The sequence below is a fragment of the Gordonia sp. NPDC058843 genome (genome assembly GCF_042743165.1).
GTDB lineage: Bacteria > Actinomycetota > Actinomycetes > Mycobacteriales > Mycobacteriaceae > Gordonia.
In genome coordinates, this window is record NZ_JBHYNC010000014.1 from 1 (window position 1) to 20,196 (window position 20,196).

18 protein-coding genes are annotated in these 20,196 nt (G+C 68.4%); 9 read left to right on the plus strand and 9 right to left on the minus strand.

Going from position 1 to position 20,196, the window contains the following annotated elements; genetic code table 11:
* Window positions 1-96: 96 nt before the first annotated feature.
* Together ACFW3F_RS11815 and ACFW3F_RS11820 are read right to left on the minus strand one after the other, a co-directional pair.
* A complete protein-coding gene (locus ACFW3F_RS11815) occupies window positions 97-1,113 on the minus strand; it encodes an NAD-dependent epimerase/dehydratase family protein (protein WP_388057463.1) in 1,017 nt (338 codons plus the stop codon).
* Window positions 1,114-1,116: 3 nt separating this feature from the next.
* The gene (locus ACFW3F_RS11820; protein WP_388057598.1) at window positions 1,117-2,163 is read right to left on the minus strand and encodes a phosphotransferase; all 1,047 of its coding nucleotides are present in this window, start codon (window positions 2,161-2,163) and stop codon (window positions 1,117-1,119) included.
* A 258-nt stretch (window positions 2,164-2,421) separates the two neighbouring features.
* On the opposite strand from ACFW3F_RS11820, the gene ACFW3F_RS11825 reads away from it, so the two are divergent.
* Window positions 2,422-3,285 carry a mycofactocin-coupled SDR family oxidoreductase gene (locus tag ACFW3F_RS11825; RefSeq protein WP_388057465.1) on the plus strand — a complete coding sequence of 288 codons (864 nt, stop codon included), beginning with the start codon at window positions 2,422-2,424 and terminating at the stop codon, window positions 3,283-3,285.
* Window positions 3,286-3,302: 17 nt separating this feature from the next.
* Here ACFW3F_RS11825 and ACFW3F_RS11830 read toward each other — a convergent pair whose 3' ends face one another.
* The 3 genes from ACFW3F_RS11830 to ACFW3F_RS11840 form a co-directional block, all read right to left on the minus strand.
* Window positions 3,303-4,424 (minus strand): TIGR03857 family LLM class F420-dependent oxidoreductase, encoded by a 1,122-nt coding sequence (locus tag ACFW3F_RS11830; RefSeq protein WP_388057467.1) that lies wholly within the window; start codon window positions 4,422-4,424, stop codon window positions 3,303-3,305.
* Window positions 4,421-6,010, minus strand: a complete 1,590-nt coding sequence (gene fadD1, locus ACFW3F_RS11835) for a fatty-acid--CoA ligase FadD1 (protein WP_388057469.1) — start codon at window positions 6,008-6,010, stop codon at window positions 4,421-4,423. The genes ACFW3F_RS11830 and fadD1 overlap by 4 nt, the downstream gene beginning before the upstream one ends.
* 119 nt (window positions 6,011-6,129) lie before the next feature.
* A complete protein-coding gene (locus ACFW3F_RS11840) occupies window positions 6,130-6,591 on the minus strand; it encodes a hypothetical protein (protein ID WP_388057471.1) in 462 nt (153 codons plus the stop codon).
* Window positions 6,592-6,694: 103 nt separating this feature from the next.
* Here ACFW3F_RS11840 and ACFW3F_RS11845 point away from each other — a divergent pair, with 103 nt between their 5' ends.
* From ACFW3F_RS11845 to ACFW3F_RS11865, 5 genes are all read left to right on the plus strand, one after another.
* Complete coding sequence (locus ACFW3F_RS11845) at window positions 6,695-7,600, plus strand: hotdog domain-containing protein (RefSeq protein ID WP_388057473.1); 906 nt, start codon at window positions 6,695-6,697, stop codon at window positions 7,598-7,600.
* Between the two features lie 96 nt (window positions 7,601-7,696).
* Complete coding sequence (locus tag ACFW3F_RS11850) at window positions 7,697-8,500, plus strand: TIGR03084 family metal-binding protein (protein ID WP_388057475.1); 804 nt, start codon at window positions 7,697-7,699, stop codon at window positions 8,498-8,500.
* Between the two features lie 91 nt (window positions 8,501-8,591).
* Entirely contained in the window at window positions 8,592-9,752 is a 1,161-nt protein-coding gene (locus ACFW3F_RS11855; protein WP_388057477.1) for an acyl-CoA dehydrogenase family protein, read from the plus strand.
* Window positions 9,753-9,809: 57 nt separating this feature from the next.
* Window positions 9,810-10,982, plus strand: coding sequence for an acyl-CoA dehydrogenase family protein (locus tag ACFW3F_RS11860; protein ID WP_388057479.1), 1,173 nt, complete (start codon window positions 9,810-9,812; stop codon window positions 10,980-10,982).
* A 4-nt stretch (window positions 10,983-10,986) separates the two neighbouring features.
* Window positions 10,987-11,640, plus strand: a complete 654-nt coding sequence (locus tag ACFW3F_RS11865; RefSeq protein ID WP_388057481.1) for a TetR family transcriptional regulator — start codon at window positions 10,987-10,989, stop codon at window positions 11,638-11,640.
* Here the strand turns inward: ACFW3F_RS11865 and ACFW3F_RS11870 are convergent.
* The 3 genes from ACFW3F_RS11870 to ACFW3F_RS11880 form a co-directional block, all read right to left on the minus strand.
* A complete protein-coding gene (locus ACFW3F_RS11870; RefSeq protein WP_388057483.1) occupies window positions 11,637-12,305 on the minus strand; it encodes a Pr6Pr family membrane protein in 669 nt (222 codons plus the stop codon). The genes ACFW3F_RS11865 and ACFW3F_RS11870 overlap by 4 nt on opposite strands.
* 110 nt (window positions 12,306-12,415) lie before the next feature.
* Window positions 12,416-13,534 (minus strand): NDMA-dependent alcohol dehydrogenase, encoded by a 1,119-nt coding sequence (locus ACFW3F_RS11875; RefSeq protein ID WP_388057485.1) that lies wholly within the window; start codon window positions 13,532-13,534, stop codon window positions 12,416-12,418.
* Between the two features lie 46 nt (window positions 13,535-13,580).
* Window positions 13,581-15,095, minus strand: a complete 1,515-nt coding sequence (locus ACFW3F_RS11880; RefSeq protein WP_388057487.1) for an aldehyde dehydrogenase family protein — start codon at window positions 15,093-15,095, stop codon at window positions 13,581-13,583.
* 207 nt (window positions 15,096-15,302) lie between these two features.
* Here ACFW3F_RS11880 and ACFW3F_RS11885 point away from each other — a divergent pair, with 207 nt between their 5' ends.
* Window positions 15,303-16,418, plus strand: a complete 1,116-nt coding sequence (locus ACFW3F_RS11885; protein WP_388057489.1) for an HPP family protein — start codon at window positions 15,303-15,305, stop codon at window positions 16,416-16,418.
* A gap of 6 nt (window positions 16,419-16,424) precedes the next feature.
* On the opposite strand, the gene ACFW3F_RS11890 is transcribed toward ACFW3F_RS11885, so the two are convergent.
* Window positions 16,425-17,822, minus strand: a complete 1,398-nt coding sequence (locus ACFW3F_RS11890; protein ID WP_388057491.1) for a helix-turn-helix domain-containing protein — start codon at window positions 17,820-17,822, stop codon at window positions 16,425-16,427.
* Window positions 17,823-18,148: 326 nt separating this feature from the next.
* Between ACFW3F_RS11890 and ACFW3F_RS11895 the strand changes: the two genes are divergently transcribed.
* Entirely contained in the window at window positions 18,149-19,024 is an 876-nt protein-coding gene (locus tag ACFW3F_RS11895; RefSeq protein WP_388057493.1) for an exodeoxyribonuclease III, read from the plus strand.
* Entirely contained in the window at window positions 19,021-19,794 is a 774-nt protein-coding gene (locus tag ACFW3F_RS11900; protein WP_388057495.1) for a hypothetical protein, read from the plus strand. The genes ACFW3F_RS11895 and ACFW3F_RS11900 overlap by 4 nt, the downstream gene beginning before the upstream one ends.
* Window positions 19,795-20,196: the final 402 nt, after the last annotated feature.

The following is a 20,196-nucleotide window of genomic DNA, read 5'->3' on the forward strand; positions in this document are numbered from 1 at the left end:
CACCTCAGGGAGCAAAGGCTCGCTTCGCTCGCACCTCAGGGAGCAAAGGCTCGCTTCGCTCGCACCTCAGGGAGCAGAGGCTCGCTTCGCTCCTGGCTAGGAAGCCGGGGGACCGATAGGCCTGCCGCGCGCGGCGCGACGCTCGAGCCAGAAGCGCGCACCGTCGGCGATGGCCTCGGTGACCGGACGTGGATGCCAGTCGAGGTCGCGTTCGGCCTTGCCGTGATCCATCTCGGACATGAAGTGCATCAACCGGACTGACGGGATCGTCAACTGCACCGGCTTCCGGGTCAGCGCTGCCCGCGCGGACCCCACTGCTCCGAAGGTGTACAGCGCGGCGCGGTTGAGGACCAGACGCGGGGGTGGCCGCTCTGCGGTCGCGGCGGCGATGGACACGATCTCGCCGGTGTCGATGGATCTCTCGGAGACGATGTAGCGTTCGCCGACCTCGCCGCGATCGGCGGCGAGCAGGAGAGCGCGCGCGGCGTCGTCGATGCCGACGGACTCGGCGCGGCAGCCCCGAATGGTGAACGGCAACTTGCCCAACGCCGCGCCGGCGACGAACGCACCGTGTGGGGTGGGCTGCCAGTCGCCGGGGCCGTAGGTGTTTGCGACACACATCGCGACGGCGGGCACCGCGCCGTCCTGGGCGCGACTGAGCACCAGATCCTCGGCGGCCACACGGCTTTTCACGTACTCCGGAGCCCGCTCGGCCCAGTTGAACACGTCGTCCTCGCTTGCGCGACGGCCGTCCACGCGCCCGATGGTGGCGGCGGTGCTGGTGAAGACGAACTTTCGCAGTGGCATCCGGGCCGCGGCGTCGAGCACCGAGCGCAGGGCCTCGACATTCGTCCGGTACAGCGGTGCGGGATCGCGAAGCCAAGCTCGCGTGTCGACCGCACAATGGAACACCACGTCGCAGCCGGCCATTGCGCGCCCCACCGCGTCGGCGTCGAAGAGGTCGCCCGTCACGTGTTCGACGCCGAGCCCGGCCAGAGTGCGGAGGTCACTGGTGGGTCGGGTCAGTACTCGAACCTGTTCGCCCGAGTCCACCAGTTGCCGCACGAGACGGGAACCGAGGAACCCGTTGCCGCCGATGACAAGTGCTGACAAGGGTCAGAGACCTCCGGGTGTGAGATCGTCGATCGCCGCTGCACTGCGCGACAGCATCGCGTCGAACATCGCATTGCCCCGCTCGGTGGGCTGTGCCGCGGCAGAGCCGAACACGATGATCAGCGGCGCCTGGATGAGATTTCCGACGTAGTCGTTCCAGCATTCGTCGAGCGTGTATCCGCTGACGCCCGCGGTGACCAGCGCCCGATGATACGAGGCGACGATGCCGCGTTCGTGCCGACGCCGATCGTCGATGCTCAGACTGGTGCTGAGGAGGAAAGCGATGTCACGCAGCGGGTTACCGGTGGTGATCGTCTGCCAGTCGATCACCGTGACCTCCCCGGACGGGCCGAACAGGACGTTGTCGACACGGAGGTCGCCATGGATCAGGGTGGCGTTGTCCAACGGGGCCACCAGCCACTCGCCTGCTTCGCGGACCAGCCAGTCGACAGCTGCCGACGACCGGTCGTCGGGAGAGAAACGTTCGCGGTAGACGTCGGCCATCGGGGCGAGGATCGATTCCATCACCTCGCGGTCGGCGTCGGTGGGCAATGGCATGTCCGCCAAGAGGGTCGGATCGTTCCACCGGGGAGCGTGCAGACCCGCAGCCGCGACGGACACCGACTCGGCCTGTGCGGGAGAGCAGCCCGCGATCTGGTCGCCCTGCACGGCCGCGCCCATGTCCTCGAGCAGGAGAACGAACTCGGTGCCGAGGTCGGAGATGGTCGCGCCGAAGCAAGAGGGCATCGGCACCGTGAAGGAGGAGGCGAGGTCGCGGTAGAAGCGCACCTCGTTGCGGAATACTCCGGATCCGAACTCACGCTGGTCGGGTGTTCCGGTGGCGAGTTTCGCGATGACGGTGTCCGGCAACGCCGCCGGCGTCTCGTACGTGAGATGCAAGCGATAGGAGCCGGCCATCTGACCGGTGCCAACCGGTTCGGTCCCGACCGACTCGATGCGGACGTCGTGACCGTTGCCGGCGAGGAACGCGGTCAACCACGCGGGGGTGAGTTCGTCGACGCAGGTGGGGATTCCGACGGTCTCCGGCACGGTCACGCCCTTTCGGTTCAGCGATGCGGCCGATGTGACCGGGCTCACCCTGGCCGCTGGTCGCGACACTACCCAGGAAATGGACTGGTGTCCAGGGACGTCGTCCGGTTCCCGATCCGGCGGCGAGTGCCTGCGCCCGGTGGTGCGTACGCCAGCAAATCCATTCCGCCACATGAAGGATCACCCTCGACTAGGCTGCGCTGGAGACGCGGAGACGCGGAGACGCGACTCGTGGTCGCCGGGAGAAGGGGAGTGCGAGTGAGTACCAGACTCGACGGAAAGGTCGCCCTCGTGACGGGCGCCGCGCGTGGCCAGGGTCGCAGCCATGCGGTGCGCATGGCCGAACAGGGCGCCGACATCATCGCGATCGACATCTGTGATCAGATCACCACGGTCAATTATGCGATGAGCACCCCGGACGACCTGCAGCAGACCGCCAAGATGGTCGATGCATTGGACCGCAGGGTGATCGCGACGATCGCCGACGTCCGCAGTCGGGATGCGCTGCAGGCCGCGATCGACGACGCGGTGGCGCAGTTCGGCCGGCTCGACATCGTCGTGGCCAACGCGGGGATCAGCCCACTCGGTCCCGAGAGTCCCTCGGTCACGTGGCTGAACACCGTGGCGGTCAACCTCGGTGGAGTGATAAACACCCTCGAGTTGTCGTTGCCTCATCTCGAGGCCGGTGCGTCGATCGTCTGCATCGGATCGATGGCGGCATTCATGCCGTCGTTCGAGTCCGCGCAGGCGGGTCCGGGTGCCGGCGGGTACGGCCATTCGAAACGAGCCGTCGCGCGGCTCGTCAACGACCTCGCACGGCACCTGGCGCCGAAAGGCATCCGCGTCAATGCGATTCACCCCGGGAACGTCGACACCGCGATGGTGCATCACGACGAGATCTACCGGTTGTTCCGGCCCGATCTGGAGAAGCCGGCCTACGAAGACGTCAAGGATGTCTTCGCGTCGCTGCACGCGATGCCGGTGGATCTGCTCGCGCCCGAGGATGTCACCGAGGCCGTCCTCTATCTGGTGTCCGATGCGGCGCGCTATGTGACCGGCCAGCAACTCCGGGTGGAGGCGGGTGCCCTGCTCAACTCGGTACCACCGGGCGTTCCCGACTGAGGGCAGTTCGAATCGATCTACACCGCAACCGATCCCGGGTTGGCGGGAAACAACCGCGGGGTGGGCCGGATCGAACGGTACGCGTTGAGCACTCCCATCAATTCCGACGGCGCGGCTCCGTGCATGATGACCGAGTCGACACCCAGGTCGAACTGGCGCTTCACGGCCGCGGCACACCGATCGGCACTCCCGACCGCGCTGTCGGCGACCCAGGACGCCGGAATGACCTCGGCGAGACGGGCCAGTTCGTCGGCGGTGGCGGTGGCGTCGATCGGTCCGCGGGCGTCGGCGAAAGCGGAGGTCTCCCGGATCTGATCGAGGTCACCCTGACGCCATCCGTTGGCGCGCATCAGGACGTCGGGATACCCCTGTAGGTAGGTCGCGAGCCGCCCGTACAGGCGGCGCAGGCGATCGTCCTCGTCGAGGTCGTCGGGGACGGTGGCGAGCACGGACCAGATGCGCACCGACGCGGGGTCCCGGCCCGCTTCGGCGGCTGCCGCCCGCACCGTCTCGACCGCAGTGGTGGTCGCGGCGTCGGAGAAGAACGTGTGCAAGACGACCCCGTCGGCGATCCGTCCGGCGAGACGCAAGGTGTTGGGCGACATGGTCACCAGCAGGATGGGAACCGGTGGGACGGCGACGCCGAGGTTGAGGTAGTCGTAGGTGCCGAGCGGGCCGTCGTGCCCGAGGATCATCTCGCCGCGCCAGAGGGTGCGCAGCACCGCAGCGGCGTCGGTGAGTTGTGCTGCGGTGACATCGGGGACACCGAGGACCTGCCACTGCGCTGCGAATCCGCGTCCGAGGCCGAGCGCGAACCGACCACCCGTCATGGCCGACAACGTGGCGGCCATCGACGCGGTGATGATGGGATGACGGGTGTTGTGATTGGTCGCCGCCGTGGCGATGCCCATACGCCGGGTCGCCGCGGCGAGACCGCCCGCGAGCACGGCGGCGTCCTTGACGTTGAAACGCTCCGAGACGAATGCGGCGCCGAAACCCTCGTGGTCGGCCAACCGTGCCTCGTCGGCCAGTTCGGCGGGATCGACCGGATGTCGTGAGAGTGCGTAGTAGCCGATCTCCGGAAGCGTCTGTTGTGCAGACGAATCCGGAGACTGAGCCGTTGCCGCGGCCGACGTCATGGCTGTGCGGTCACCGCTTGCCGGTACACGCGGGACCGGGCCTCGCGCACCCAGAGACGACCCGATCCGGGCGTCGCGCCTTCTGTCTTGAGCGTGCGCTTGAGGATCTTGTTCGTCGCGGTCGTGGGCAGGTCGTCCTCGATCCGGACGTAGGTCGGCCACGCCTTGGGTGACAGGTCCGGTTGATCGGCGAGCTGCTCAGCGAAGGACTCCGGTGTGAGCTCGACGCCGTCCTGCAGGACTACGGCGGCCATCACCGCGTCGCCGACGTGGGCGTCCGGAACGGCGTAGACGGCAACGCGATTGATCTCCGGAACGCGCAGCAGGACGCGTTCGATCGGCCCGGCAGCGAGATTCTCGCCGTCGACCCGCATCCAGTCGCCGGTCCGGCCGGCCAGGTAGATCCAGTCGTCGGCGTCCTTGTAGGCCAGATCGCCCGACCAGTACTTTCCGTGCCGGAGACGCTCGCTCGTGGCGTCGGAGTCGTTGTAATAACCCATGAACATCCCCCCGCCTTCGACGTTCACCAACTCCCCGATGGCGTCGTCGGCGTTGAGAAGTGCTCCGTTCGCGTCGAATTCGGCGCGCGGGCATTCGGTCAACGTCGACGAGTTGTACACGGCGACGTTCGGGAACCCCTTGCCGATGGAACCGGGTGGGGTGCCGGGCTCGCGGGTGATGATGATCGCGAGTTCCGTCGAGCCGAACCCATCCCAGACCGTGCAACCGAAGCGGCGGGAGAAGTCATCGATGTCGCGGTCGGTGGCTTCGTTGCCGAACGCCACCCGGAGCGGGTTGTCGGCGTCGTCAGGCCTTTCTTCGGTGGCCAGGATGTAGGCCAGGGGCTTGCCGACATAGTTCATGTATGTCGCGTTGTAGCGACGGATGTCGGCGAGGAAGGTCGACGCCGAGAACTTGGCGGGGGCGATCGCGGCGCCACCGCAGAGCGCGACGCAGTAGCCGCCCATGAGCGCGGCGCTGTGGAACAGCGGCATCGAGAGGTAACACACGTCGCCGGGGCCGATGTCGTATTTGTCGGCGAGCACCGGACCCGCGAAGGGCATCATCAAGTGTGCGAACTGGACGGGTTTGGGGTTGCCGCTGGTCCCCGAGGTGAAGATGAGCATGAACGTGTCCATCGCCTCGGGCACCGAGTGAGGTGTCAGTTCGCCTGCGTCCGAGAGCATCTTCGCCCACTCCGGCGTGGAGGTGTCCAGCACCGTCACGCCGGGAAGCGCCAGACCGTCGAGGAGGGGTCGGTGCTCGGCGTCGGTGAGGAGGATCTGACAGTCCGCGCGCAGGATGTCGGCGGCGAGACCCTCTCCGCGGCGGGTGTTGTTGATCCCCGCCGTCACGTAACCGCCGAGAGCGCCGGCGGCGAGCGCGATCAGCATGTCGGGGGTGTTCCCGAGCAGCGCGCCCACATGAAGCGGACGCTCGGTGTCGGCAACACCGAGGATCGCCGACGCCGCGCGCTCGGCGTCACGTATGTATTCGCGCCACGTCCATTGGCGTCCCTCGTAGGTGATCGCGAGGTTGTCGTCGTCGGCGCGTGCCTGCAGGAGTTGGGTGACTGTCTCGGCCATGCGGCAAATCTAGAACGTGTTCACCCCACGTGTGTACAGATTTGAAAAATTGTCTACTGCGGCGCCGCGGGGCCGCACTGTTCCCCTGACTCCCGGCTCGCCGAGATGGACGCCGAGGGTCAGCGCGTGAACGACCCGCTACCCGGCACGACAGTGAAGGTCTGGTCGGCCTTGCCGAGGATTGTCGTGGTGAACTCGACCGCTCCCGCCCCGGTCGTCACGGCGACGCCGTTCGACGGGCGTCCGTCGGTGCACGCCGCGAAGACCTCGTCTCCGGACGTCCCGGTCGACGTGTTGCGCCAGGTGATCCCGACGCGTGCGTCCTTCAGGTTGGTGGCGCATGCTTCGGTCGGGGTGGTGTTGAGTGCGATCTGGGTGACCCCGGGCCCGGTTGCCGAGGCGAGAATGCTCGCCACGAATCCGCCGGTGACGCCATTGGCGCCGACGGTGACGCCGGCGTTGGGGACCTGTTCCACGCTGAGGGCCCGCTCAGCGGGTGCGGCGAAGGCGGTGCCTGCTCCCGCCCCGAACGCTCCCACGGCCGCGATCGCCCCGATGGTTGCCACAGCCTTGCGTCGCATCTGTCTCTCCCGTCACTCTGGACACGTACGGGCCCAGAGTACGGGAGTGAGATTGGACTCTCCAACGTGAGATCGGCCGCATATGGCTGATAGAAGGGATTTCATGAGTACGCCGCATGATCCCCAGTCCGCTTTTCACTTCGGTGTCATCTCGGTGTCGGATTCGGGCGTGCTCGCCTCACAGCGCCTGTGCCCCCGCTTCGCGGATCATCGCGGCCTCATCGAACTGCCGGCGCTCGCCGTGCTGTTCGACAACTGCGGCGGCATCCCGTTCCATCGTGTGCACGACCCCGCGGCAGCGACCCTGCAGGCACGTCTGGCGATGTCCACCCACGGCCGCGCACGGGTGGGCGACGTGCTCACGGCGCGCGCCGAGGCGGTCATGCACGACGACGATTGGGGGTCCACGTCGGTCGAGATCCGCACCGGTGACGGGGACCTGTGCTGTGTCGGGACCGCGCGCAATGTCCGCGTCGGTCGTGCCCCGACCGGTGCCACCCCGTCCGCCGAGATCGCGCAGGCGGCGCCGCGGTGCGCCGACGACGAGTCGGCCCTGCCCGAGCCGATACCGGCCACGTTGTCGGGGCGTGACGTGGTCGACGAGATCGCGTCGAAGATGCGTGAACCCGGCCCGCTCACCGACATGCTCAACGGCCGTGTCGAGGTGATCGACGGTGCCACCGACCGTGAGGCCGGTATCCGCTTCCGAAGTGCCACCGAACCCTGGATGGGCAACGTGTTCGGCACCATGCACGGCGGCGTCATCGCCACGATCGTCGGTCAGGCCGCGTCGTTCGCCGGGCATCTCCACGCCGGTGCCGGGCAGGAGTATTCCATCGGCGACATGGCGATCGGCTTCTACCGCTCACCGGCGGTGGACGGCAGCGAGGTGACGGTCGAGGTGACGCCGATCAAGCTGGGTCGCCGTATCTCGTCGTTCGAGGCGACGATGACCTCCTACGACGACGTCTTGTTGAGCCGCGCGACGGTCGACGTCCACTACCGCTGACCGACCCGGCCGCGCTGAGGGCCGCGGTCGGTGCCCGCGCCGCCAAAACAATCAAGCACGCTTGATTCTTCTGTGGACGTGTGTGAGGGTGATCGCATGCCCGAGGGACAACCAGCCGTGGTCGGCGTCGTCGCCGATCTGCAGGCCGAATCCGCCCAACTCGATGCCCTGGTCGCCGGTCTCGATGACGCAGGCTGGGCCACTCCGACACCTGCGCCGGGATGGACGATCGCCCACCAGATCGCGCATCTCGCGTGGACCGACGAGGTCGCCGCGATCGCGGCCACCGACCCCGACCGGTTCGCCCAACTCCTCGGCGAGGCGGCGGGGAACAGTCCGGAGACCTACGTCGACGACGCCGCAGAGGCCGGCGCGGCCGCACCGGCCGGGGAGATACTCGCCGGATGGCGGGCTGCGCGCGAGCGTCTCGCCGACGCCCTGCGCGAGGTTCCGGCCGGCGTCAAGATCCCGTGGTTCGGCCCGCCGATGTCTGCGGCGTCGATGGCCACCGCGCGACTCATGGAGACCTGGGCACACGGTCTCGACGTCGCCGACGCCCTCGGCACCTCGCTGCCGCCCACCGATCGGATCCGCGGCGTCGTCCACATCGGCGTACGCACACGCGACTTCGCGTATGCGGTGAACGGTCGCACGCCGCCGACCGAGCCGTTCCACTACGCGCTCACCGCGCCCTCGGGCGAGCTCTGGACCTGGGGGCCGGCGGAGGCGTCGAACAGTGTGCGCGGGCCTGCGCTCGACTTCTGCCTCCTCGTGACGCAGCGACGTGCACTCGCCGACCTGAACCTCGAACTCGTCGGTTCCGACGCCGCCGAATGGTCGGGCATCGCACAGTGTTTCGCGGGGCCACCCGGTCCGGGCCGCGCGCCGCGGGCGAGCTGAGACGCCCCGACCCCCCCCGGCGCCACCGATCGTCGTCGAATCGCCCGATCTCCAGCAGTCCCGATCACAGCAGTCCCGACAGGAGAACACGATGCCCATCGCCAGCCCGATCTGGGAGACACCGGAACGTCTCGAATTGCGTTCCACTGTGCGGCGGTTCGTCGACAAGCACATCCTCCCGTACCAGGACGACTGGGAGCGGGAGGGGGCGATCCCGCGTGAACTGCACGTCGAGGCAGCCAAACTCGGTCTGTTCGGGCTCGGGGTCCCCGAGGACGTCGGCGGCTCCGGCGGCGACCTGATCGACAGCACAATCCTCGGTGAGGAGCTGCACTATGCGGGTGCGGCCGGGGGCGTCTTCGCGTCGCTGTTCACCCACGGCATCGCCCTGCCGCATCTGATCGCGGCCGGTGACCCCGACCAGATCGACCGCTGGGTGCGTCCCACGCTGGCGGGCGAGAAGATCGGGAGCCTGGCGATCACCGAACCGGGCGGGGGCAGCGATGTCGGCCACCTCACGACCAAGGCAGTGCTTGACGGAGACGACTATGTCGTCAACGGGTCGAAGACCTACATCACCTCCGCGGTCCGTGCCGATTTCGTCGTCGTCGCCGTCCGCACCGGCGGACCGGGCGCCGCCGGGGTCTCACTGTTGGTCGTCGAGAAGGGCACACCCGGCTTCTCCGTCACCCGAAAGCTGGACAAGATGGGTTGGCGCAGCTCCGATACCGCCGAACTGTCCTTCGTCGATGCCCGGGTGCCCCGCACCAATCTCGTCGGAGCCGAGAATTCCGGCTTCGCCCAGATCGCCACCGCTTTCGTCACCGAACGATCCGGCCTCGCGGTGCAGGCCTACGCCAGCGCGCAACGGTGTCTCGACCTCACCCTGCAATGGGCGCGCGATCGCGAGACCTTCGGCAAGCCGATCATCGCCCGACAGTCGGTGCAGGACACGCTGATCGAGATGGCTCGTCGCGTCGACATCGCGCGGACCTATACGCGGGCCCTCGTAGAACGCAAGGTCAGCTCCACCGACGACCTCATCGCCGAGGTGTGCTTCGCCAAGAACACCGCGGTCGAGGCGGGGGAGTGGGTGGCCAACAAGGCCGTTCAGCTGCACGGTGGCCTCGGTTACATGACCGGCACCGAGGTCGAACGGCAGTACCGCGACATGCGCATCATCGGAATCGGCGGCGGTACCACCGAGATCCTCAACGGCTTGGCCGCCAAGCGGCTCGGCTACCAGGCCTGACCAGCCGCCGAAACGCCCGCCGACGAACCAATCGACCACTGAACGAGGAGCATCGAGATGACCGTGGACACCAACCCTTTCGTGGAGACCACCGAACGCGCCGAACTGCGCGCCGCGGTCGCCGGACTGGCGGCGAAGTACGGGCAGGAGTACTTCCGCGAATGTGCGCGCACCGGCCGTAAGACCGACGAGTTGTGGTCCGAGGCCGGCAAGCTCGGCTTCATCGGCGTCAATCTCCCCGAGGAGTACGGCGGTGGCGGTGCCGGGATGTACGAGCTCGCGATCGTGATGGAGGAGATCGCCGCGTCGGGCACCGGACTTCTGATGCTCGTCGTCTCACCGGCGATCTGCGGCAACGTGATCGCCCGTTTCGGCATCGACGAACAGAAGCAGCGGTGGCTGCCGGGTCTGGCCGACGGTTCGATCACCATGGCCTTCGGGATCACCGAACCCGACGCCGGCTCCAATTCCCACCAGATCACCACGACTGCGCGTCGTGACGGTTCGGACTGGCTGCTCACCGGCCAGAAGGTCTACATCTCCGGCGTCGACCAGGCGCAGGCGGTGCTGATCGTCGCACGCACCGAAGATGCCAAGACCGGCAACCTCAAACCCGCGCTCTTCATCGTGCCCACCGACGCCGAGAACTTCTCGTACACCATGATCGACATGGAACTGCAGAACCCCGAGAAGCAGTTCCAGCTCTTCCTCGATGACGTGCGCCTGCCGTCCGATGCGCTCGTGGGCTCCGAGGACGCGGCGCTGAGTCAGCTCTTCGCGGGACTCAATCCGGAGCGGATCATGGCCGCGGCGTCGGCCGTCGGGATGGGCCGCTTCGCGCTCGACAAGGCGGTGTCGTACGTGAAGGAACGCACGGTGTGGAAGACGCCGATCGGTGCGCACCAGGCGATCGCGCATCCGCTGGCGCAGGGCAAGGTCGAACTCGAGATGGCAAAGCTGATGATGCAGAAGGCCGCGACGCTGTACGACGCCGGAGACGACTGGGGCGCCGCCGAACCGGCCAACATGGCGAAGTACGCAGCCGCCGAGGCCTGTGTGAAGGTCGTCGACCAGGCTGTGCATTCATTGGGCGGCAACGGCCTGACCACCGAGTACGGGCTGGCGCCGATGCTGAGCCTCGCCCGGATCGCCCGCATCGCACCGGTGAGCCGGGAGATGATCCTCAACTTCGTCGCGCAGACCAGCCTCGGACTGCCGAAGTCGTACTGAGGCCATGACCACGTCGTCGGCGAATGTCCGCTCACCGCAACAGGAACGCTCGCGGCTCACCCGCGAGCGCCTGCTGCGGGCGACGGTCGATGCATTGGCCGCAGACGGCTGGGCCGCCGCTACCGTGGCCGCGGTCGCCGAACGGGCCGGGGTGTCCCGCGGCGCGGCGCAACATCACTTCCCGACCCGCGAGGCCCTCATCACCGCAGCGCTCGAGCAGGTCTTCGAGGACATGACGCGTGCTGCCGGCGGGGAGCCGAGCGCATCACCGGACCCGGCCGACGGGGTGACCTCGGCCAGGGTCATCCGGGCTGTCGCCCGGGCCGTGGATGTCTACACCGGAACCGAATTCAAAGCCGCACTGCAGGTGTGGGCCGCCGCGGCTTCCGATCCCGCCCTGCGGGGACTCATCCTGCCCCTCGAGGCGAAGTTCGCGCGGGCGGCCCATCAGCGGACGATGGCCGCGATGGGGGTGTCCCCGGACGACGAGACCGGCTACCGGTTGGTGCAGGCGACGCTCGACATGGCGCGCGGACTCGGTCTGGCGGACACGCTGTCCGACGACTCGGCCCGGCGGGCGCTGGTCGTCGACACATGGTCGGCGCAACTCGTCGCCGCGCTCGGGAGCGAAGCGGCGGACCAGCCGAACTCGGACTAAACGCGTTCGGGGTCTGGGCGTTCGGGGTCTGGGCGTTCGGGGTCTGGGCGTTCGGGTTCGACCTGTCCGGGACGACGTCCACGCGTGCCCGCCCAGTACACGCCGGCCGACATGAAGGTCATTCCGACGAACACGACGACGAGCGAGATCGTCATCGACACATAGCCCTGCCCGCGCGGATCGATGAACGGGTACGGATACCAGTCCACGAACGGTCCGCGGATCAAGGTGTAGACGCCGTACACGAACGGGATCGCGAGCCAGGTCAACCACGCCCGCTCGGGAAGTCGGCGCGCCCGGACCGCGATCCAGTCCACGAGCATCACCAGAGGCATGAAGCGGTGCAGCACGTCGTTCACCCAGGCGTCGGTGAGGTCGACGTCGATGTTCTGTAGCAACAGCGCGTAGACGATCCCGGTGATGACCATGCAGGTGGTCGCCGCTCCGCGCAGCCACTCCCATGCCGGTGTGCCGGGGGCGAGCAGGCCGCCGACCAGCAGGACGATCGCGGCGAAGACGTTGCTCAGCACCGTGAAGTAACTGAAGAAGTTCGCGAGCGTGAAACCGGTGTCGGGGTCGCCCAGCATCGCCTGATAGACCAGCGCGCTGATCCCGAGCGCGGCGAAGGCGATGCGGAGCAGGCGAATCCACCAGGTTGCGGTCACACCAGTGATTCAAGCATCTGTCCCCACGGCGACCCGGCAGAATCGCCAGTCGACGTGGGTGGCCGGTTCGCCCGAGGGAGACGGCACCTCGGGCGAACCGACCTGGTCTCTCACTCCGCGTGGATGATGACCCCGCGGATGTTCTTGCCGTCTCGCAGATCCTGGTATCCCTCGTTGACCTGATCGAGGGTGTAGGTCTGCGTGACCAGTTCGTCGAGCTTGAGTTGGCCTGCGTCGTACAGGCGGAGCAGTTTGACGATGTCGTACTGCGGGTTGGCCGAACCGAACAGACTGCCCTTGATCGTCTTCTGGTTCAGGGTCAGGTCGGTTCCGGAGACCTGCACGGTCAGCTTCGTCGGGTCGGCGAGGCCGGTGATCACGACCGTGCCGCCCTTGCCCACAATGGCGGTCGCGTTCGCCACGACCTCCGCGTCGACCGTGCCGACGAGGATCAGAGCCTGGTCGGCGCCCTGCCCCCAGGTCAGCTCGTTGACCTTCTCCGCAGCCTCGGCGGCGTCGGCGAAGGCATGTGTCGCACCGAATTTGAGGGCCGTGTCCCGCTTGAGTGCGACCGGGTCGACGACCACGACGTACTTCGCGCCCGCCGACACCGCGCCCTGCACCGCGTTGATGCCCAGCCCACCGATGCCGTAGATGACCGCCGTGTCACCGGCGCGCACACCACCGGCGTACACCGATGTGCCCCAGCCGGAAGGCACACCGCAACCGACGAGCACAGCCTTGTCCAGGGGCAGCCACTCGTCGACCTTGACCACCGAGTGCTGAGAGATCGTCGCACGCTCGGCGAACGTGCCGAGCATGCACATGGCGCCGAAATCGTCACCGCCGCCGTGGAATCGGAACGTGCCGTCGGGCATCGATCCTTCGAGGATGGTGGCGCCCATGTCGCAGAGGTTCTGTCGACCGGTGGAGCAGTAGCGGCAGGTGCCGCAGTTCGGGATGAAGCTGCAGACCACGTGGTCGCCCGGCTTCACCTTGGTGACGCCCGGGCCGACCGCCTCGATGATCCCCGAGCCCTCGTGGCCGCCGACGATGGGGTAGCGGGGCGGGAGATCGCCGTCGGTGAGGTGTAGGTCGGAGTGGCACAGGCCGGCCGCGGTGTATTTGATCAGCACCTCGCCTTCGCGGGGCTCGTCGAGATCGAGTTCGACGATCTCGAACGGCTTGCCGGGTGCGGTCAGGACGGCGGCTTTGGTGGTGAGAGACATGATGTTGTGCTCCTTGCGTTGACGGGGCGAACGGATATGGCCGAGGTCAGAGCGAGATGTTGACGGCCTTGGTCTGGGTGTAGAGGTCGATGGCCGACGACCCGAGCTCCCGTCCCCAGCCCGACTGCTTGTATCCGCCGAACGGCATGGCGGTGTCGAAGCCGTTGTACTGGTTGACCCACACCGAACCGGCCTTGATCTGCCGGGCCGTCCGATGCGCCTTGGACAGGTCTGTGGTCCAGATGCCGGCTGCCAGACCGTAGATGGAGTCGTTGGCCGCGGCGGCGACGCCGGTGTCCGCGTCGAACGGCATGGCGGCGACGACGGGGCCGAAGATCTCCTCCTGCACGATCGAGAAGCTGGGCTCGACGTCGACGAAGACGGTCGGTTCGATGAAGAAACCCTCGTCACCCCAACGCTTTCCGCCGGTGAGTGCGCGCGCACCGTCGGCGAGGCCGGCGGAGAGGTACCCGGAGACACGATCGAACTGTTCCTGGCTGACCAGCGGGCCGAGTTCGGTGGTCGGGTCCAAGCCGGGTCCGATCTTCGCCTGCGACGCCGCCTCGGCGACGGCCGCGGTGAAGTCGTCGAAGATCGGCGCCTCGACGAAGAGACGTGTCCCGGCGACGCAGCACTGGCCGTGGTTGAACATCCAGGCCGCCACCGATCCCGCCACGGCCTTCTCGAAGTCCGCATCGGCGAAGACGATGTTGGGGCTCTTGCCGCCCAGTTCCAGCGACACCTTCTTGAGGTTCCCCTTGGCGGCGTCGACGATCTTCTTGCCGACCTCGGTCGAACCGGTGAAGGCGATCTTGTCGACGTCGGAGTGGGCGGCCAGTGCGGCTCCGGCCTCGCCGTATCCGGTGACGATGTTGACCACGCCCGGTGGGAAGCCCGCCTCCTGGAAGACCTCTCCGAGGAGGAGGGCCGTGAGCGGGGTCTGCTCGGCCGGCTTGAGGATGACGGTGTTGCCGGCTGCCAGCGCGGGCGCCAGCTTGAACGCGGCCATCAGCAGTGGGAAGTTCCACGGCACGATCAGGCCGCACACGCCGACCGGCTCGCGCAGGGTGTACGCGTGGAACTCGCCGCCGGGTACGAACGGCATCGAGACGTCGACCGTGGAGCCGGTGATCTTGGTGGCGAGCCCCGCGTTGTAACGGAAGATGTCGGCGGACCAGTTGGTGTCGACCGCGGCGGCGATGGTGGCGGCCTTGCCGTTGTCGAGCGCCTCCAGCTGACCGAACTCCTCCGCGCGCTCGGTGAGGATGTCGCCCACCCGCCACAGCAGGCGTTCGCGCTCGTTCGGCTTCATCCGGGTCCACGGCCCGTCGTCGAAGGCCTGGCGCGCGGCTCGGACCGCCCGATCGATGTCGGCCGCGTCGCCGTGGGCCACCGAAGTGAGGGGGCGTGCCGTGGCGGGATCGATGGTCTCGAAGGTCCGACCCGAGGCCGACCACACCCACTCGCCGCCGATCAGCATCGGACGATCGGCGGAGATGAAATCGCGCACACGCTCGTGCAGCGCGGTGTGACGGGTGGTGTCGGGTGCGACGGCGGTCATGGGGCCTCCTGGTCGGGCGAAGCGACGTTTGTGTGGTCCTGAAGTGATCTGGGTCATAGATGCGACCTCACTTATTTCTCCCACCGTTCCGGCGTGCCGCCGTGTCCAGAAACTGAACACCTGGGCTGCACAGGGGTCCCGGCGAGCGGCCGCGCCTGCGTGGCTAGCGTGAGACGCCGACGAATCGGCGATCTTCGGAGGAGCAGAGTGAACGTGCGCCCAGCGGGCAGGGTCGCGGCAGCCGTGCGTGGTTTCGGCCCGGTGACCGGGGGTATCTCGGTCCGTGAGGCGATCCGGGCCGGCACGGGCGCCGGGGTCGCGCTCGGACTCGTCGGCCTGATGCTCGTCGCGTCCGGAGTCGATCTGAGGCTCGGGCTCTTCCTGATCGCGCCCTTCGGGGCGACCGCGGTGCTCGTCTTCGCCGCGCCGAACAGTCCGCTGGCGCAACCGTGGCCCGCGGTGGTCGGCAATGTGGTGTCGGCGGCGGTGGGAGTGGCTGCGACCCTCGTCGTTCCGCTGCCTGCGCTCCGGGTGGCACTTGCGGTGGGGTTGTCCGTGGCGCTGATGATCGGATGCCACGCGGTCCATCCGCCTGCCGGTGCGGTGGCGATGACCGCGGCGCTCAGTCCCGAGATGATCCACTCGCTCGGCTTCCGGTTCGTGCTCGCGCCGGTGCTCGCGGGCACGCTCCTGCTGGTGATCCTCGCCGCCGGGTACGCGCGCCTGACCGGGCGGCGTTACCCGTACCGCAGGTTCGACGACGCGCCCCCGCCGGCCGCACGGCTCGGCCTCGACGAGGACGAGCTGACCGCGATCCTCGACCGGTACGAGCAGTCGCTCAATCTCGGCGTCGCCGATCTCGCGCGACTGATCGGGGCTGCCGAGCTCCAGGCCGCCGGACATCGTGCGGGTCCGCTCGACGCGACCGACGTCATGTCCCGCGACCTGGTGACCGTGGATCCCGAGACGCCGGTGCGGGACGTAGCGGCCCTCTTCGACGAATACGGCTTCACGTCGCTGCCGGTCATCTCGAGCGAGGGCACGTTCGCGGGGGTGGTGTTCCAGATCCACCTGGTGCGTCGGTTGATGCGTTCCGACGACATCGAATTGCGCGCCGCGGACGTGATGTCACCGGAACCGGCGGTCGCGACCCCGGGCACACCGGTGGGGGCCCTGCTGCCGCTGCTCGCCGAGAGTGGATGCGACGCGGTTCCGGTGCTGGCGGGGGACACGCTGGTCGGCATCGTGACCCGGACCGACCTCATCGCGGCGCTCGCACGGCAGACGCTCCGGAATCCGCAGCGGAGCACGGTGCCCGAGTGAACCCGCTCAGATGTCCAGCGCACGCATCCGTGAGTACAGCGTCGTCCGGCTGATGCCGAGGTCCTTCGCGGCATGCACCTTGTTGCCTCGGGCCCGGTCGAGCGCCTCGACGATCGCCGTGCGCTCGGCCTGCTCCCGGCCGGACAGATGCGCGGCCCGGCTGGTCGTCCGGTAGGCGGGTGGCAGGTCGGCCGGCTCGACGACACGTGCCGCGCGGGCCCGGCACGCCGCTACGGCCTGCCGGAGCACGGAGTTGAGTTCGGTCAGGTTGCCGGGCCAGTCGTCGCACAGCAGGGCGTCCGTCGCCAGTCCGGACAGCGAGAGCTCGGGATCGATGTCGGTCAGCGCGCTGCTCGCGATCGCCGCCAGCTCCGATGTCCGATGACGTAGCGGTGGCAGGTCGACCCGCGTCGCGCAGCGTGCCAGGAGTGCGGCGACACCCGGGCTCGCCTGGTCTCGGGGCCCGCCGACGACGATCAGCGGCGACTCCGGCGAACTCGACACCGCCACGCGTCCGAGTAGCGCGACCGATTGGGTGTCGAGCAGGTCGATGCCGTCGATGACCAGCGGGGCGTTCATCGATCGGGCGCGCCCGACGTACGCGGGGATGTCGGGGCGGCGCCCGCTGATGAGTTCGTCGGCGACGTCGACGATCACCGCCGACGGGGTGATCTCCGCGGCGAGCGCGGTCGCATGGGTGCTGCGTCCGGTGCCCGGCTCGCCGGTGATCGCGACACTCGTGCGGGAGGGGACGGTCGGTGGTGCGGACCGGTGCGGCGGCGGCTCGCTGACCGGCCGGAACCGGAACAGGGCGGCACCGCAGGCGCCCGGCACCGGTTCGACCGCGATCTCCACCTCGGCGCCCGACACCAGCGTCAGCGGCAGCACCGTGGCGCGCAGTGCGGGATCGGTCGCGACGATCCGCAGGGCGCCGATGTCGGTCGGGGAGAGCAGTTCGGCGGCAAGCGCATTCGTGAGTTGCAGGTCGTCACCTATCGCCGCGACGGCGAGGTCGCGACGTGGCGCGGCGCGCTGGAATGCGTCGAGGACGCAGCGCTGGTGCGCTCGGGATCTATCGAGCAGACGGTCGGCGATGTCGGCGACGATCCCGTTGACGACGGGGATCGCCAGTGGGTTGATGCGATCGGCGATCTCCGACATACAGATGATCCCGGCCAGCCGGCGCGTCGCCGGATGGATGATCGGCTGGCCGAAACAACTGATCGACTTGAACTGTTCGAGGTAGTGCTCGGAGCTGTTGACGACGATGCCGCCCCGGGTCTCCGCGGGGGTGCCGAGTGCCGTGGTCCCGACGACGTCCTCGCCGAAAGGGACACCCGGCGACGCGCCGATCGCGTCGAGCCTGCGCTCCACCGTCGTGCCGAACGCGACCCGGGTCACCATCCGGCACTCGTGATCGACGAGCAGTAGCGAGACGTCGGTGTCGGCGAGTCGGGCGGCCGCGTCGTCGAGGACGGGGCGAGCGGCGTCGAGCAGTGGGTCGGCGGCGGCGATGTCCTGTATCTGCGTCGGAGTCCGGTCCTCGGGCCGGACACCCGACAGCGCCGACCGCCGCCACGAGTGTTCGATGACGGGTCGCCGGGGCGTGGAGTCGGAGGTTCGGTGCAGCGTGTCGATTCCACCAACGTGACATACATCACCGTCGAAGGAAAGGTCGGGTCTCCCGCGGCGGTCTCCGGGGCCCGATCGGGGCGTACTACCGTGGTCGCATGCGCGTGGCGACCTGGAACGTGAACTCGGTGAAGCAGCGCATCCCGCGCCTGTTGCCCTGGTTGGACGAACGTCGGCCCGACGTGGTGTGCCTGCAGGAGACCAAGCTCTCCGACGCCGCTTTCCACGAATCGCTGGGCGCCGACCTCGCCGAACGCGGATACGAGATCGCACACGCCGGGCAGGGACAGTGGAACGGTGTGGCCCTGCTGTCGCGGGTCGGACTCGACGACGTCCGGGTCGGCTTCGACGGCATGCCCGGATATCCCGACCCGTCGACTCTCGAGGCGCGGGCTGTGTCGGGTGTGTGCGGCGGACTCCGCATCCATTCGCTGTACGTACCCAACGGCCGGACGCCGGACTCGGATCATTACGCCTACAAGCTCGAGTGGCTGGCCGCGCTGGCCCGCGCCGTCGATGACCCGGCCACGACTCTTTTGTGCGGCGACATGAACATCGCGCCCGCCGACGCCGACCTGTTCGACCCGGACGCGTACGTGGGACACACGCATGTCACCCCACCCGAGCGGGCGGCGCTGGCCGCCTTCGAATCCATGGGCCTGCGCGACGTGGTGCGGGACCGGTGGCCCGACGAGCGTGTCTTCAGCTACTGGGATTACCGCGCCGGGATGTTCCACAAGGATCTCGGTATGCGTATCGACCTGATCCTGGCGGGAGAGTTGGCCGCCGATCGGGTCGCGGCCGCCTGGATCGACCGAAAAGCGCGCAAGGGCAGCAAACCGAGCGACCACGCGCCGGTGGTCGTCGACTTCGACGACGCGCCCGACGGTGACATCGGTCCGGTGGTCCCGCCGCCGTCGAATCCGGCGAAACCCGGTGCGGCGAAGGTGAAGCTGCCCCAGACGCCGGAGTGAGCACGGGGTCGGCGCTCGCTCGGTATCTCCGCCGTCCGGTCATTGCGGTCGCCCGGGCCTACGGACGCCTGCTCGGCACCGTGCTGTCCGTCGCGCGCAGGCTCGGCGCCGGGCGGCTCGGTGGGTCTCCCGCGGTCACGGCCGGTGTGCTCGTGGCGGTGCATCTGGCGGCGGTGACGATGTGGTCCGGCCCGCTCGGGGTCGGCGCCGCGTTGGTCGCTGGTCTGGCGACGTCGTGCCTCGTCCGGAGCCGCGTGCGGTTCCGGGTGCTCACCGATGCAGAGCGCCGTGTCGCCGAGGAGGTGTTCGGGGAGGCAGGATGGCTCGACGACATCGTCCTCACCGATCTGGCCGGTCGTGGTGGGCGCGCGTTCACCCTGCCGGCGGTCGACGGACGCATCCTGTGCAATCTGGGTGCGGCGTTCGACGCGCCCCTGGGCGAGGGTGCCAGGGCATATCCGGTGCCGGGTCAGCTCCTGATCCACGAGTTGGTGCACGCCTGGCAGATCGCCGATGCCCGATCGCCGGCGGTGTTCCTCGCCGACGCACTCGCCGACCAGGCCCGCCACGAACTCGGTGAGGACGTGTATGCCGTGCGTGCGACCGGTGACCCTCACCACGCGCTCCGCAGGCGGGAGGTGGAGCGGTTGGCGACGGTCGTCGACCGCTGGTTCGGCGGCCAGTCGTCGCCGACGCGCAGGCCGCAGGACCCCCACAGCCCGTGCGTGCACGTGATCGAGCAGCTCAGACGCCGTGGACGACCCGGGTGACAAGGGGGCGTCCGCTGCGTCCCGGGTCCTCGACGCCGGCGGTGCGGCGGTGTAGAAGTGGGAAGGTATGCCGAGTTCGAGCGTCAGCGGGAATCCATCGCGCACGATCCGTTCACCTGCCGGTTGCGCGCGGGATCCGTTTTTTGACCTGTGTAAACCCGATCGGTAGAGTGGATCGTCGGTGCCCGGCCCATGCTGGGCCAGTCCGCATGCCTGCCGAACGACTCGCGACCCGCCCGGGATCTCGGGGCGTGGCGGCCGGCGGAGGACTGACAAGCGAATCCGCTGTCGAGTGTATGACACGCCCGACCTCGGGGTAGCGAAAATGTACTGACCAGCGCGTACATGCTGGTGGGGCGAGTTGTGGAAGCCGTGAAAACAGGCCTGTGTGCCATGTTCGCG

What these genes read in the sequence shown, in the direction of transcription:
- ACFW3F_RS11830 (WP_388057467.1), bottom strand. Translation starts at nt 4,424, where the DNA reads ATGACGTCGGCCGCGGCAACGGCTCAGTCTCCGGATTCGTCTGCACAA.
- fadD1 (WP_388057469.1), bottom strand. Translation starts at nt 6,010, where the DNA reads ATGGCCGAGACAGTCACCCAACTCCTGCAGGCACGCGCCGACGACGAC.
- ACFW3F_RS11840 (WP_388057471.1), bottom strand. Translation starts at nt 6,591, where the DNA reads ATGCGACGCAAGGCTGTGGCAACCATCGGGGCGATCGCGGCCGTGGGA.
- ACFW3F_RS11845 (WP_388057473.1), top strand. Translation starts at nt 6,695, where the DNA reads ATGAGTACGCCGCATGATCCCCAGTCCGCTTTTCACTTCGGTGTCATC.
- ACFW3F_RS11850 (WP_388057475.1), top strand. Translation starts at nt 7,697, where the DNA reads ATGCCCGAGGGACAACCAGCCGTGGTCGGCGTCGTCGCCGATCTGCAG.
- ACFW3F_RS11855 (WP_388057477.1), top strand. Translation starts at nt 8,592, where the DNA reads ATGCCCATCGCCAGCCCGATCTGGGAGACACCGGAACGTCTCGAATTG.
- ACFW3F_RS11860 (WP_388057479.1), top strand. Translation starts at nt 9,810, where the DNA reads ATGACCGTGGACACCAACCCTTTCGTGGAGACCACCGAACGCGCCGAA.
- ACFW3F_RS11865 (WP_388057481.1), top strand. Translation starts at nt 10,987, where the DNA reads ATGACCACGTCGTCGGCGAATGTCCGCTCACCGCAACAGGAACGCTCG.
- ACFW3F_RS11875 (WP_388057485.1), bottom strand. Translation starts at nt 13,534, where the DNA reads ATGTCTCTCACCACCAAAGCCGCCGTCCTGACCGCACCCGGCAAGCCG.
- ACFW3F_RS11880 (WP_388057487.1), bottom strand. Translation starts at nt 15,095, where the DNA reads ATGACCGCCGTCGCACCCGACACCACCCGTCACACCGCGCTGCACGAG.
- ACFW3F_RS11890 (WP_388057491.1), bottom strand. Translation starts at nt 17,822, where the DNA reads ATGGTGACCCGGGTCGCGTTCGGCACGACGGTGGAGCGCAGGCTCGAC.
- ACFW3F_RS11895 (WP_388057493.1), top strand. Translation starts at nt 18,149, where the DNA reads ATGCGCGTGGCGACCTGGAACGTGAACTCGGTGAAGCAGCGCATCCCG.